General features: G+C 74.2%; 11 protein-coding genes. 6 read left to right on the top strand and 5 right to left on the bottom strand.

Features of this window, described 5'->3' with window-relative positions; all coding sequences use genetic code 11:
• Window positions 1-46 precede the first annotated feature (46 nt).
• The gene (locus tag FN207_RS15450) at window positions 47-754 is read right to left on the bottom strand and encodes an iron-dependent transcriptional repressor DtxR (protein ID WP_142459383.1); all 708 of its coding nucleotides are present in this window, start codon (window positions 752-754) and stop codon (window positions 47-49) included.
• 179 nt (window positions 755-933) lie between these two features.
• On the opposite strand from FN207_RS15450, the gene FN207_RS15445 reads away from it, so the two are divergent.
• A complete protein-coding gene (locus FN207_RS15445; protein ID WP_142459382.1) occupies window positions 934-2,115 on the top strand; it encodes an acetoin utilization protein AcuC in 1,182 nt (393 codons plus the stop codon).
• Window positions 2,108-4,813 (top strand): bifunctional acetate--CoA ligase family protein/GNAT family N-acetyltransferase, encoded by a 2,706-nt coding sequence (locus FN207_RS15440; RefSeq protein WP_142459381.1) that lies wholly within the window; start codon window positions 2,108-2,110, stop codon window positions 4,811-4,813. Before FN207_RS15445 ends, FN207_RS15440 begins: the two co-directional genes overlap by 8 nt.
• A 9-nt stretch (window positions 4,814-4,822) precedes the next feature.
• Here FN207_RS15440 and FN207_RS15435 read toward each other — a convergent pair whose 3' ends face one another.
• The 4 genes from FN207_RS15435 to dtd form a co-directional block, all read right to left on the bottom strand.
• The gene (locus tag FN207_RS15435; protein ID WP_142459380.1) at window positions 4,823-5,467 is read right to left on the bottom strand and encodes a dihydrofolate reductase family protein; all 645 of its coding nucleotides are present in this window, start codon (window positions 5,465-5,467) and stop codon (window positions 4,823-4,825) included.
• Between the two features lie 73 nt (window positions 5,468-5,540).
• Window positions 5,541-6,104 carry a TIGR03086 family metal-binding protein gene (locus tag FN207_RS15430; RefSeq protein WP_142459379.1) on the bottom strand — a complete coding sequence of 188 codons (564 nt, stop codon included), beginning with the start codon at window positions 6,102-6,104 and terminating at the stop codon, window positions 5,541-5,543.
• Between the two features lie 110 nt (window positions 6,105-6,214).
• Entirely contained in the window at window positions 6,215-7,198 is a 984-nt protein-coding gene (gene sigB, locus FN207_RS15425) for an RNA polymerase sigma factor SigB (RefSeq protein WP_142459378.1), read from the bottom strand.
• Window positions 7,199-7,440: 242 nt separating this feature from the next.
• The gene (gene dtd / locus FN207_RS15420) at window positions 7,441-7,872 is read right to left on the bottom strand and encodes a D-aminoacyl-tRNA deacylase (protein ID WP_142459614.1); all 432 of its coding nucleotides are present in this window, start codon (window positions 7,870-7,872) and stop codon (window positions 7,441-7,443) included.
• A gap of 165 nt (window positions 7,873-8,037) precedes the next feature.
• Here dtd and FN207_RS15415 point away from each other — a divergent pair, with 165 nt between their 5' ends.
• From FN207_RS15415 to FN207_RS27325, 4 genes are all read left to right on the top strand, one after another.
• Complete coding sequence (locus tag FN207_RS15415; RefSeq protein WP_142459377.1) at window positions 8,038-9,006, top strand: sensor histidine kinase; 969 nt, start codon at window positions 8,038-8,040, stop codon at window positions 9,004-9,006.
• Window positions 9,007-9,101: 95 nt separating this feature from the next.
• Window positions 9,102-9,695: a DUF1269 domain-containing protein gene (locus FN207_RS15410; RefSeq protein ID WP_142459376.1), complete on the top strand. Its 594-nt coding sequence runs from the start codon at window positions 9,102-9,104 to the stop codon at window positions 9,693-9,695.
• Window positions 9,696-9,778: 83 nt separating this feature from the next.
• On the top strand, window positions 9,779-10,825 hold the full coding sequence (locus FN207_RS15405) for a polyphosphate kinase 2 family protein (protein ID WP_221888227.1): 1,047 nt from the start codon (window positions 9,779-9,781) through the stop codon (window positions 10,823-10,825).
• 25 nt (window positions 10,826-10,850) lie between these two features.
• Window positions 10,851-13,685 carry a cation-translocating P-type ATPase gene (locus FN207_RS27325; RefSeq protein ID WP_221888226.1) on the top strand — a complete coding sequence of 945 codons (2,835 nt, stop codon included), beginning with the start codon at window positions 10,851-10,853 and terminating at the stop codon, window positions 13,683-13,685.
• Window positions 13,686-13,841: the final 156 nt, after the last annotated feature.

Below are 13,841 nucleotides of genomic sequence, written 5' to 3'. Positions count from 1 at the left end.
GTCCCGCGCCGAGCCTGCGAGGCGTGGGGGGCGGCGGGGTCCTTCGTCAGAGCTGGGCGGCGGCCTCGACCGGGGTGAGGTCCTCGTCCAGCGCCGAGACGAACAGGTGCTGGGCCACGCCCGGCGGGACCGGGTGCCCGTCGAGGGTGACGGTGCCGTTCACCGACTGCGCGACCATCGTGGCGCCGGGGCGGATCCCCTGGTCGGCGAGCGCGCGCAGCAGCGCGGCGTCCTCCTGCAGCTGCTCGCTGATCCGCCGGACGGTCACCCGCCGGCCCTCGGCGGTCGCCGTGGTGGACAGCAGGGTCAGCGCGTCGAGGACCGCCGAGGTCTCCCCGCCGAGCGCGTCGAGGCCCGGGATGGGGTTGCCGAAGGGCGAGACCGTGGGGTTGCCGAGCAGGGACAGCAGCTTGCGCTCCACCGCCTCGCTCATCACGTGCTCCCAGCGGCAGGCCTCCTCGTGGACGTCGGCGTAGTCGAGGCCGATGACGTCCACGAGCAGGCACTCGGCCAGCCGGTGCTTGCGCATGACGGCCGTGGCGAGCTCCCGCCCGGTCTCCGACAGCTGCAGGTGGCGGTCGCCCTCGACGGTCAGCAGGCCGTCGCGCTCCATGCGCGCCACGGTCTGGCTCACCGTCGGGCCGCTCTGGTGCAGCCGCTCGGCGATGCGCGCCCGCAGCGGGACGATGCCCTCCTCCTCCAGTTCGAAGATCGTGCGGAGGTACATCTCGGTCGTGTCGATGAGGTCGTTCACTGGCACTCCTCCGTGTCGCCGTCGATCCTACGGCGCGCGGGCGACCGGACCGGGTTCCGCGCAGGGGGCCCGCCGGGCAGGTGCCGGGTCCGCGGGCGCGGCGCCCGGTGGGGCGCGGCGGTAGCGTCCGGACGAGGGCGCGTCGGGGGCTCCGCGGCGACGGCGACAGGGGAGGGCTCGTGAGCGACTCGGTGGCCGTGGTCTGGGACGAGGCGCTGCTCGGCTACACGATGGGCGGCGAGCACCCGCTGCACCCGGTGCGGCTGGACCTCACCATGCGCCTGGCCGACGGCCTGGGCGTGCTCGCGCCGAGCCGGGTCGAGGTGGTCCGCCCGACACCGGCCGGTGAGGACCTGCTCACCCTCGTGCACGACCCCGCCTACCTCGAGGCGGTGCGGCGGGCGCCGACGCACCCGGACGAGGCGTACGGGCTGGGCACCGCCGACAACCCGGTGTTCGAGGGCATGTACGACGCGGCCGCGCTCATCACCGGCGGCAGCCTGCTCGCCGCCGAACTGGTGCACACCGGCCGCGCGCAGCACGCGGTCAACATCTCCGGCGGCCTGCACCACGCCATGCGCGACCGCGCCTCGGGCTTCTGCGTGTTCAACGACGCCGCGGTCGCCATCGCCTGGCTGCTGGGCCAGGGCTACGAGCGGATCGCCTACGTCGACCTCGACGTCCACCACGGCGACGGCGTCCAGGCGGCCTTCTACGACGACCCGCGGGTGCTCACCGTGAGCGTCCACCAGACCCCGCTCACGCTGTTCCCCGGCACCGGCTTCCCCGAGGAGACCGGTCACCCGGAGAAGGCGCTGGGCAGCGCGGTCAACCTCGCGCTGCCGAACGGCACCGACGACTCCGGCTGGCTGCGCGCCTTCACCGCGGTCGTCCCCAGCGTGGTGCGTGCCTTCGCCCCGCAGATCCTGGTCACCCAGTGCGGCTGCGACGCCCACCACGAGGACCCGCTCGCCGACCTCGCGCTCACCGTCGACGGGCAGCGGGCCAGCTACCGCGCGGTGCACGACCTCGCGCACGAGGTCTGCGACGGCCGGTGGATCGCCCTCGGCGGCGGCGGGTACGGGCTGGTGCGCTGCGTGCCGCGGGCCTGGACGCACCTGCTCGCCGAGGCGTCCGGCGAGCGGCTGGACCCGGTGACGGCGATCCCGCAGTCGTGGCGCGACGACGTCGTCGCCCGGGGACTGAAGGCCCGGCCGCCCACGCACATGACCGAGGGCGGCTACACCGGCTTCTCGGCGTGGGATCCCTACACCGAGTCCCGCGTGGACCGGGCGGTGTCGCGCACCCGCAAGGCGTCCTTCCCCTACTTCGGTCTGGACCCGGACGACCCCCGTGACTGAGCAGCAGACCACCGCGGCGCCCCCGGACGAGGAGGCGCCGCAGCCCCCCGCGCACTGGCAGGCCGACATCGTCGCCGCCGACGGCGGCACCGTGCACCTGCGCCCGATCTGTCCCGAGGACGCCGAGGGGCTGACCGGGCTGATGGAGCGCAGCTCCGACCAGACCCGCTACTACCGGTTCTTCGGGCCGATGAAGCGGCTCTCGGACCGGGACCTGTACCGGTTCACCCACGTCGACCACACCGACCGCGTGGCCTTCGTGCTGCTGCTCGGGGACCAGTTGATCGGCGTCGGCCGCTACGACCGCTATCCCGGCACCAGCGACGCCGAGGTCGCCTTCCTCGTCGAGGACGCCCACCAGGGGCGGGGCCTGGGCTCGGTGCTGCTCGAGCACCTGGCCGCCGCGGCCCGCGAGCGCGGGATCACCAACTTCGTCGCCGAGGTGCTCACCCAGAACGCCCGGATGGTGCGGGTCTTCCTCGACGCCGGCTACCAGGCCACGCGCTCCTACGAGGAGGGCGTGGTCCACCTGACCTTCCCGATCGCGCCCACCGAGACCTCGCTCGCGGTGGCCTACGAGCGGGAGCAGCGCAGCGAGTCCCGCTCCATCGCCCGCCTGCTCACGCCGCGGTCGGTCGCGGTGGTCGGCGCCAGCAACGACGAGACCAAGATCGGCAACCTCGTGTTGCGCAACCTGCTCGACTACGGCTTCGAGGGGCCGGTGTACCCGGTCAACCCCGGCGTCCGGCACGTCCGCGGCGTCCCCGCCTACGCCTCGATCGAGGCCATCCCCGACGACGTCGACCTGGCGGTGGTCGCGGTGCCCGCCGACGAGGTCGCGGGCGTGGTCGAGGCCTGCCGGCGCAAGCGGGTCCGCGGCCTGGTGGTCATCTCCGGCGGCTTCGGCGAGACCGGCCCGGCCGGCCGCGAGGCGGAGCGGCAGCTGGTGGCCTCCGCCCGCGCCTCGGGCATGCGGGTCGTCGGCCCCAACTGCCTGGGCATCGTCAACACCGACCCGGCCATCCGCCTGGACGCCAGCCTCGCCCCGCGGGTGCCGGCGCGCGGGCGGGTCGGCTTCTTCGCCCAGTCCGGCGCCCTCGGCGTCGCGCTGCTGGAGCGGGCGCGCAGCCGCAACATCGGCCTGTCCAGCTTCGTCTCGGCCGGCAACCGCGCCGACGTCAGCGGCAACGACCTGCTGCAGTACTGGGCCACCGACCCCGGCACCGAGGTCGTGCTGCTGCACCTGGAGAGCTTCGGCAACCCGCGCAAGTTCGCCCGGCTGGCCCGCACCGTGGCCCGCACCAAACCGGTGGTCGCGGTGAAGAGCGGCCGGCACGGCGGGCTCACCCCGGGCCTGGCCGGCACGTCGGTGGCGGTGCCCGAGCAGTCGGTGGCGGCGCTGTTCGCCTCGGCGGGGGTCATCCGCGTGGAGACCGTCGCCCAGCTCTTCGAGGTCGGCCTGCTCCTGGCCCACCAGCCGCTGCCCGCCGGCGACCGGGTCGCCGTCGTCGGCAACTCGACGGCGATGGGGGTCCTCGTCGCCGACGCCGTCCTCGACCAGGGGCTGGCCCTCGCGCACGCGGCGCCGGTCGACATCGGCACCAACGGCAGTCCGGAGGCCTTCCGCGCCGCGCTGCAGGCCGCCGTGGAGGACGACGGCGTCGACTCCGTCGTCGCGGTGTTCCTGCCGCCGCTGGTGCGCACGCCGCCGGGCGAGTTCGGGCGAGTGCTGCGCGAGGTGGCCGGCGGCTCGGCCAAGCCCGTGGTGGCGACGTTCCTCTCCGCCGAGGGCATCCCGCCGGAGCTCACGGTCCCCGACGACGCCGGCATGCCCGCCCGCGGCTCGGTGCCGTCCTACTCGTCCCCGGAGCGGGCGGTGATCGCGCTGGCGCGGGTCACCGAGTACGCCCGGTGGCGCCGGCGGCCGATGGGCACGGTGCCCGAGCTGCCCGACGTCGACGCCGCCCGCGCCCGGTCGGTGGTGCTCGGCGCGATGGCGGAGTCGCCCGGCGGCCGCCCGCTCACCGACGACGAGATCCTCGAGCTGCTGGCCGCCTACGGGGTGCCGCTGCTCGGCACGCGGACGGCGACCACCGCCGACGAGGCCGTCGCCGCGGCCGACGCGGTCGGCTACCCGGTGGTGCTGAAGTCCACGGCGCCGTGGCTGCGGCACCGCACCGACCTCGGCGGCGTGCGGCTCGACCTGCCCGACGCCGCCGCCGTCCGCGCCGCGTTCGCCGCCATCCCGGCCGGCGACCCGGTGATCGTGCAGGAGATGGCCGCGCCGGGCGTGGCCACCGTGGTGGAGGTCGTCGACGACCCCTCGTTCGGCGCGCTGGTCAGCTTCGGCGTCGGGGGAGTGGCCACCGAGCTGCTCGGCGACCGCGCCTACCGCACCCTGCCGCTCACCGACCTCGACGCCGCCGAGCTGGTGCGCGCGCCGCGGGCGTGGCCGCTGCTGGACGGGTGGCGCGGGGCCGAGCGGGTCGACGTCGCGGCGCTGGAGGACCTGCTGCTGCGCGTGGCGCGGCTGGCCGACGACCTGCCCGAGGTGCTCGGGCTGACCCTGTCGCCGGTCATCGTGGGGCCGGCCGACCCGTGGCACGGCGGGCGGTCCCTGGTCGTCGCCGGCGGCACGGTGCGGGTGGGTCCGCCCACCGCCCGCGTGGAGCCCGGCCCCCGCCGCATGCGCGACTGAGCGCCCGGCTCACCGCCGCCAGAAGAGGTGGTGGGTGACGCCGCTCGGGCTCGGGACGACGTCGCGGTGGAAGCGGTCGAGCAGCTCGTCGGGGGACGTCCACAGCCGGGAGCCGGCGCCCAGCTCGAGCGGGGCGACGGCGACGTGCAGCGTGTCGACCAGGTCGGCGTCGAGGAACTGCCGGATCACCGTGGCGCCGCCCCCGAGCCGGACGTCGGCGCCGCCGGCCGCCGCGCGGGCCCGCTCCAGCACCGTGGCGGGGTCGGCGTCGACGAAGTGGAACGTCGTGTCCGACAGCGTGAACGCGGGCCGCACGTGGTGGGTCATCACGAAGACGGGCGTGTGGAACGGCGGCTCGTCGCCCCACCAGCCCTGCCACTCGAGGTCCTCCCAGGGGCCGCGGGAGGGCGAGAACTTGTTCCGGCCCATGATCTCGGCGCCGATGCCGTGCGCGAAGTCGCGGATCAGGAGGTCGTCGAGACCGCGGCTGCCGCCCGGCTCGGTGCGGCCGGGGAAGCCCGCGGTGGCGAGGGCCCAGGACATCAGCTCCCGGGGGTCGGCGTGCCCGAACGGGCGCTCCAGGCTCTGGCCCTCGCCCGCGCCGTACCCGTCGCTGGAGACGGTGAAGTTCTGGACCCTCAGCAGCTGACCCACGGTTCCCTCCTCGGTGTCGACGACGGGGTGACCGCCGCCGGCACCGGAACTCATCGCGGGCGGGCGGTCCGGGTCAGGGACGGCGGCCGGTGAAGGCCAGCAGCCTGGTCATGCCGTCGGCGTCGTCGGGGACGGGGACCCGCGGGCCGTAGTGTCCGCTGCTGCGCAGCGCGGCGTCCCAGGGCTCGATCCCGGCGAGGAAGGCCGACGCCTCCTCGGCGTCGACGTCCTCGTCCTGGCCGGTGGCGCGGGCGAGGTCCCACGCGTGCACCAGCAGGTCCATGAGGCCGGTCATCGCGACCAGCGCCTCCAGCGTCATGTCCCCGGCGCGGGTGCTCGTGGGGCTCGCGGCGAGGACGGGGTCGTCGAGCAGAGCGGTGATCGCGGCGTCGGCGGCCCGCCAGGCACCGGCCGGGTCGTCGTCGACCGAGGGGATCTCGGGCACCTCCAGGCCGACGGCGCCCAGGTAGAGCGGGGGCATCCACTCCACGACGTGCCGGACGACATCGCGCGCCACCCAGCCCTCGCACGGTGCCGGGTCGTCCCACCGGCCGGCGGGGACGCCGTCGACCCGCCGTCCGAACTCGTCGGCCAGGTGCCGCCACCGCTGCGCCGTCGTCCGCTGGGTCGTCGTCATCGCGATCTCCTCAACCGTTTGGTTGAGTACGAGCCTGGCCCGGCCGGACGGCCCTGTCAATGCCGAGAGCCGGCTCCCCGTACGGGGAACCGGCTCTCGGGTGCTGGCTGCTAGCCCAGGTAGTCGCGCAGGGCGTCGGCGCGCTGCGGGTCGCGCAGCTTGGCCATCGTCTCGCGCTCGATCTGGCGCACCCGCTCGCGGGAGAGACCGAACTGCTTGCCGATCTGCTCGAGCGTGCGGGGCTGGCCGCCGTCGAGGCCGAAGCGGAGCACGACCACGTCGCGCTCGCGCTCCTCCAGCGTGGAGAGGACGGTGCGGACGTCGCCCTTCATCATCTGGAAGGCGACGGCGTCCTCGGCGACCGCGGCGTCGGCGTCCTCGATGAAGTCGCCGAGGCGGGACTCCTCGTCGGCGCCGACGGTCTGGTCGAGGCTGACCAGGTCGCGGCTGTACTCGAGCAGCTCGGTGACCCGCTCGGGCGTCATGTCGAGCTCGAGACCGAGCTCCTCGGCGGTGGGCTCTCGCTCGAGCTCCTGGTGCACCCGCCGGCGGGTCCGCACGACCTTGTTGACCTGCTCGGCCAGGTGCACGGGCAGCCGGATGGTGCGGCCGGAGTCGGCCATCGCGCGGGTGATCGCCTGGCGGATCCACCACGTCGCGTAGGTCGAGAACTTGAAGCCCTTGGTGTAGTCGAACTTCTCGACCGCGCGGATGAGGCCGACGTTGCCCTCCTGGATGAGGTCCAGGAACGTCATGCCGTGGCCGGTGTAGCGCTTGGCCACCGAGACGACGAGGCGCAGGTTGGCCTCGAGCAGGTGCCGCTTGGCGGCCTTGCCGTCGACGGCCAGCGCCTTGTAGTCGCGCTGCAGGGCCGGGGTGAGCTGGCGCTCGGTGAGCAGCCGCTCGGCGTAGAGACCGGCCTCGATGCGCTTGGCCAGCTCCACCTCCTGCTCGGCGGTCAGCAGGGCGGTCTTGCCGATCGTGTTGAGGTACACGCGCACCAGGTCGGTCGACACCAGGCCACTGGTGTCCGGCTCGCGTCGCGGCGAGCGGACCTCGAGAGCGTCACTGGGGGAAGACTGGAGGAGCGTCACGGGATGTCTTCGTCCTTGCCTGGAGTTCGGATGCATGCACCGGCCTCGTAGCCGGTGGGACACCCGCGTCTGGGGTGGGGCTCCGCTGTCCGGGCGGTGCCCCGCGGTTCGTCCGTTGTGGTCCGTTGTGTTACGCCCCGTACAACGGTCCCGACGGGGCCAGGTGTTCCACACGACCGGGGTTCACAGGGAACGCACAGGTGGTGTGTTCGGTCACCCCACGTACCCGGCTCGCCGTCCGCTCAGACCTCCAGCAGCAAGGTCATCGGTCCCTCGTTGACCGACGACACCAGCATGCGCGCCCCGAACACCCCCGTGGCCACCGTGCTGCCTCGCCGCCGCAGATCCTCGACGACGGCGCTGACCAGCGGTTCGGCGACCTCCCCGGGTGCGGCGGCGTCCCAGGAGGGGCGCCGGCCCTTCCGCGTGTCGGCCAGCAGTGTGAACTGGCTCACCACGAGCACCGGCAGGCCCAGGTCGCCCACCGAGCGGGCGCCGTCCTCGGTGGGGAACACCCGCAGCCCGTGGATCTTCCCCGCGAGCGCCCGGGCGCGCCCGGCGTCGTCGTCCCGGCCGACGCCGACCAGCGCGAGCAGGCCCGCGCCGATCTCCCCGACGACGGCGCCGTCCACGGTCACCGAGGCCGAGGTCACCCTGCTCACCACCGCGCGCACCGGCCCATCCTGCGGAGTGCGGCCGGGCCGCCCGGCGTCCGGGTACCGGGTGCTCATCGAGCGCTCCCGTTCCGGAGTTACCGTGGTGTCGCCGGCCGCCCGGGCGCCGGTGTACCGGTGACCATCTCGGGAGACCCCACGTTGCAGTCGGACCACGGTGCCGCGGTGGCCGCCGTCCCCGTCGTCGGCCCCGGTGCCGGTCCCGGCAGCGACACCGCGCACGACGCGCTGGTCTACGACACCCCCGAGCAGGTCGCCGAGGTCGCCGCGCCGTGGCTGCTCGAGGGCCTGGCCGCCGGGGACGCCGCGGTCATCGCCACCGGCCCCGAGACCGCCGGGCCGCTGCGCGAGGCCGTCGGCGAGGACCCGCGGGTGTTCGTGGTCGAGCGGCACGACCTCTACCGCTCCCGGACGCCCACCGCCGTCACCGCGTTCCGCCGGTTCGCCGCCGAGCACGCCGCGCCGGGTCGCCGGGTGCGCGCGGTCGGCGAGGTGGACTTCGGGGCCACCGTCGCCGACTGGCGCGAGTGGCAGGCCTACGAGTCGGTCATCAACGCCGCCTTCGCCCCCTTCCCGCTGTGGGGGCTGTGCGTGTTCAGCGCCACCCTCCCCGAGCCGCTGCTGGCCACCGCGCGGCACACCCACCCGGGCCTGGTCACCGCGGACGGGTGGACGGCCAACCGCGACTACGTCGACCCCGCCACCTACCTGCGCACCCTCCCGGTCCCCGACGAGCCGCTCGAGGCGACCCCGCCCGCGCTCGCGGATGACGCCATCGCCGACTACACCGGCCTGCGGCACGCCGTCCGTGCGCTGCTGGAGACCGTCGACGGCCCCCGCGACGTGCTGGAGGACTTCCTCATGGCCGTCGACGAGATGGCCTCCAACGCCGTCCGGCACGGGGCGCCGCCGGCCGGGCTGCGGCTGTGGACCGCGCCGGGGCGCCTGGTCTGCACCGTGCGCGACTCCGGACGGGGCTGGGACGACCCCTTCGCCGGGTACGGGCCGGCCCACGGCGCGGACCTGTCCCACGGCGGGATGGGCCTGTGGCTGGCCCGCCAGCTGTGCGACCACGTCGCCATCCGCCGCGACGAGCACGGCGTGAGCGTGCGGCTGTCCACCGCCTGGACCTGACGGCGTCGCCCGCCTTCGCCCTCCGTGGGTGAGGCGCCCGGGGGACTCCCCCTCGACAGTGGGAGCCCCGGAAGCCGAGCGCTGAGAGGTCCGCCATGGCCCAGCACGACGTGGACACCCTGTACGTGATCGCTGCCGCATACGACGACCTCGATGCCGCCGCGGCCGACTACGAGGCGATCAAGCAGCTCTACCGCGAGGTCAAGAGCTCCGACGACTTCGACGCGGCTGTCATCGCCAAGGACGAGCACGGCAAGGTCCGGATCGTGCGCAAGCACGAGCAGCCGACACGCCACGGCGCGGCCGTCGGGCTCGGCTGGGGCCTGGCCGTCGGCGTCGTCGCGACCCTGTTCCCGCCGGTCGGCATCGGGATCATCGCCGCCGGTGGCGCCGGTGCGGCCATCGGCGGGGTGACCGGGCACGTCACCGGCGGCATGTCGCGCGGGGACCTCAAGGAGCTCGGGGACACCCTCGACGCCGGCCAGGCAGGACTGATCGCGGTCTACGCCACCAACCTCGCCGACCAGGTCGTCGCCAGCGTCAAGGCCGCCGACCGGAGGATCTCCCGGGCCACCGAGATGGGTGCCGACCAGCTCGCGGCGGACCTGCGCCGGGCCGAGCAGGAGGCGGCGGTCCCGCAGCCGCGCACCGCGCCGGCCGATGCACCGGCGAGCACGACGGGAGGCTGAGGTCCGGCGCCCTCGCCTGCCACCGTCTTCACCTGCTTCGGACGAGGTCGGCGGAGCCGGGCCGGACCAGTCTCGTGGGGACCGTGCCGACGTGGCAGGAGGTGGTCGCCGTGTCCGAGGTGACCGATGAGCGCAGGCAGCGCATCCAGAGGTTCATCGAGCCGCTCCGGGTCCGGCCGGGGGCCACCGTCCACCTGGGCGAGGACTTCGACCCCGGCTACCGCTCCGACATGCTGCGGAAGAAGGACGGCCGGGAGCTCCTGCGATCCGGCATCGCCCTCCTGGCGGAGTACCAGACCCGGCTCGCCGCCGCCGGCACGCACGGTGTGCTCGTCTGCCTGCAGTCCCTGGACGCGGGTGGCAAGGACGGCACGATCCGCCACGTCATGAGCGGGGTGAACCCGCAGGGGGTGCGCGTCAGCAGCTTCAAGGTCCCGTCGGCGGGCGAGCTCGACCACGACTACCTGTGGCGCTACGCCCGCCGCCTGCCGGCGCGAGGCGAGATCGGCATCTTCAACCGGTCGCACTACGAGGAGGTCCTCGTCGTGCGGGTCCACCCCGAGGTCCTGGCGCGGCAGCGGCTGCCGGAAGCGGACGGCGGCATCTGGGACCGCCGGTACCGGGAGATCAACGACTGGGAGCGCTACCTCGTCGACAACGGGATCGTGGTGGTCAAGCTCTTCCTGAACCTGTCGAAGGAGGAGCAGCGGACCCGCTTCCTCAAGCGCATCGACGTCCCGGAGCGGAACTGGAAGTTCTCCGCCGCCGACGTGCGCGAGCGGCGACGCTGGGACGACTACCAGGACGCCTTCTCGCGGATGCTGTCGGCGACCAGCACGGAGCGCGCCCCCTGGTACGTCGTCCCGGCCGACCGCAAGTGGTTCGCCCGCATCTGCGCTGGGGCGGTGCTGGCGCACGCATTGATCGAGATCGATCCGCACTTCCCGGTCGTCGGTCCCGACGCCCGGCGCGACCTCGCCGAGGCGGGGCGCGACCTCGTGGCAGAGGCCCCGGAGGGGGCCGCTCCCGACCCCTGGGCGGCGGCGCACGACGGCCACGGGCACGACGGCCACGGGCATCGGCACGCCCGCAGCCGGGCGGCCCGCGCCACGACGAAGCCCCGGACGTAGCGCGATGGCCACGCCAGGGGGAACGGTGCACACGGGGGGCGCCCACCGTGCGGACGGAACCGGCGACGGCGCCTGGTACGCCCGGTCGCCTGCCGACGTCGCCCGGGCCCTCGGGGTCGACCCCGACGTCGGGCTCAGCGCGGCCGCGGCCGCGCAGCGGCTGGCCGCGGACGGCCCGAACGCGCTCCCCGAGGAGAAGCCGCGGCCGGGGTGGCTGCGCTTCCTCGAGCAGTACCGCAGCTACATGCAGGTCATCCTGGTGGCCGCCGCGGTGGTGTCCCTGCTCATCGCCGAGTGGGGCACCGCCGTCCTCCTCCTGGTGCTCACCGTCCTGAACGCGGTCATCGGCCTGCGCCAGGAGGGCAAGGCGGAGAGCGCGATGAACGCGCTCAGGTCGATGCTCGTGGCCACGGCGCGGGTCCGCCGCGACGGCGACACCGCCGAGATCCCCGCCGACCAGCTCGTCGTCGGCGACGTCGTGCTGCTCGCCGCCGGCGACCAGGTGCCGGCCGACGGCCGCATCGTCGCGGCCAGCTCGCTGCAGATCGACGAGTCGGCGCTCACCGGCGAGAGCGTGCCCGCCGGCAAGGACACCTCGGCCCTCGCGGGATCCGGGCTCGGCCCGGGCGACCAGAGCGACATGGCCTTCATGAACACGCCGGTGACGCACGGCAGCGGCACCGTGATCGTGACCGCCACGGGTGCCGGCACCGAGCTCGGGAAGATCTCGGCCATGCTCTCGGCCGGGGGCAGGGAGAAGACGCCGCTCACCGCCGAGCTCGACCGGCTCACCCTGTGGATCGCGGCCGCGGCCGGGCTGACGATGGTCGTGATGTTCGCCCTCGGCCGCACCCGTGGTGAGGCCTGGGACGTCCTGTTCGTCAGTGCCGTGACCCTGGCCATCGCCGCCGTCCCCGAGGCGCTGCCGACGGTGACCCAGATGATCCTGTCGCTCGGCGGGGTGGACCTGGCGAAGCGCAACGCGATCGTCAAGGAGCTGCCGTCCGTCGAGACGCTCGGCTTCACGTCCGCGATCAACTCGGACAAGACCGGCACGCTCACGATGAACCAGATGACGGTCGTCGAGGTGGTGGACGCCGGTGACCGCTACACCGTCTCCGGCAGCGGCTACGAGCTCGAGGGACACGTCCACCACGCCGCGGGGGCCTCGCCGTCGATCGAGGCGGCGATCCTGGCCTACGTCGTCGCCAACGACGCGGAGCTCGTCGACGGCCGCGTCGTCGGCGACCCCACCGAGGGCGCCCTGCTCGTGCTGGCCCACAAGGCCGGCCTCGACGTCGACGCCACCCGCGAGCGGCTGCCCCGGCTGGCCACCCTGCCGTTCGACCCGACGATCAAGCTGATGGCGACGTTCCACGCGACCACCGCACCGGACGGGCGGCCGGTCGTGCGGTGCTTCGTCAAGGGCGCGGCGCCGGCGGTCATGGCGCGCGCGGCCAGCGCACTGTCCCCGACCGGGCCGGTGCCCTGGGACCGGGCGGCGCAGGAACGGGCCGACGCGCACGTCGAGCGCATGGGGCGGGCCGGGCGGCGGGTCATGGCTGCGGCGTTCCGCGACCTCGACCCGGCCGGCTTCGACCCGGCCGGCGACCTCGCCGCGTACGTCACCGACCTCGAGCTGACCAGCCTGGTCGGGATGGTCGACCCGCCACGGGCAGAGGCCAAGCGGGCCGTCGAGCGCGCCCAGGCCGCGCACATCCGGGTGCGCATGATCACCGGTGACGACGTGGTCACCGGCGCGGCCGTCGCCGAGCAGCTGGGCATCCCGGGTGAGGCGGTCCTCGGCGAGGACTTCGCCGCCCTGCCGGAGGACGAGCGGCTGTTCCGGATCGAGCGCATCGGTGTCGTCGGCCGGGTCGCACCCGAGCACAAGGTGCTGCTGGTCGACACGCTGAAGAAGAGAGGCGACGTCGTCGCGATGACCGGCGACGGCGTCAACGACGCCCCGGCGATCAAGGCCGCCGACATCGGCATCGCGATGGGCAGCGGGACCGACGTGGCCAAGAACGCCGGCCGGATGATCCTGTCCGACGACGACTTCGCCACGATCGTGTTCGCGGTCGAGCAGGGCCGGAAGATCTACGACAACCTGACGAAGTACATCCGCTTCGTCCTCGTCCTGCTCGTCGTCTTCGTGCTCACCTTCCTCGGTGCCAGCCTGTTCAACATCGCCGCCGGGGAGCCGTTCACGCCGGCGCAGGTGCTGTGGATCCACTTCTTCGTCAACGCCGCGTTCGGGCTGGCGCTCGGCTTCGACCGCGAGACACCGGGTCTGATGGAGGCCCGTCCGCGCCCCCGGGGCGACACGCTGCTGACCCCGCGGCTGATCGCCACCGTGGCGCTCACCGGCACGGTGATCACCGTCGGGCTGCTCCTGCTCATCTGGCTCGGGACGACGCACTTCGGCGGGCTCGAGGTCGCCCGGTCGGTGGCGTTCACGTCGTTCGCGCTGTGCCTGGTCGTGGGCGCCCTGGAGTGCCGGAGCGAGACGCAGACGGTGCTGACCACCGCGACGTTCGACAGCAAGCAGCTCAACTGGACGCTGCTGGGCGAGTTCGTCCTCGCGGTGCTGGTGACCCAGATGGACGTCTTCAACCGGCTGCTGGACACGACGCCCATCACGCTGGCCCAGTTCGGGTGGGCGCTGGTGCCCGCCCTCGTGCTGCTGGTCGTCTGGGAGCTGGGCAAGCTCGTCATCCGGGAGACCGAGGCGCGTCGCCGGCGACCGACCGAGCAGCCCCCGGCGGTCCGGCGGTCGCGACCGGCGCTCCCGGTGCCGCGGCAGCCCGTGTCCTCCCGCGACGTGTCCGTCCCCGGTCCGGCGGTGGGCGAACAGTGAGCGCCGGTCGCCGTGACCCGTGGGGTGGGGACCGTGCGGGCGGTCGTGCAGGACCCGCTACGGCAGCGGGCGGACCGGTTCGGCGCCGTCCGGCACCTCGTCCCCGGCGAGGAGCACGCGGACGTCGGTGACGCCGCCGACGGTCCGGGCCAGCGC

The organism is Geodermatophilus aquaeductus (genome assembly GCF_900182545.1).
GTDB classification, from domain to species: Bacteria; Actinomycetota; Actinomycetes; order Mycobacteriales; family Geodermatophilaceae; genus Geodermatophilus; species Geodermatophilus aquaeductus.
This window is presented reverse-complemented; position numbering and strand designations above follow the sequence as displayed.

Bases quoted from the DNA above. Each gene is read 5' to 3' on its own strand.
- FN207_RS15430 (WP_142459379.1), bottom strand. From the start codon at position 6,104: ATGACGACGACCCAGCGGACGACGGCGCAGCGGTGGCGGCACCTGGCC.
- FN207_RS15410 (WP_142459376.1), top strand. From the start codon at position 9,102: ATGGCCCAGCACGACGTGGACACCCTGTACGTGATCGCTGCCGCATAC.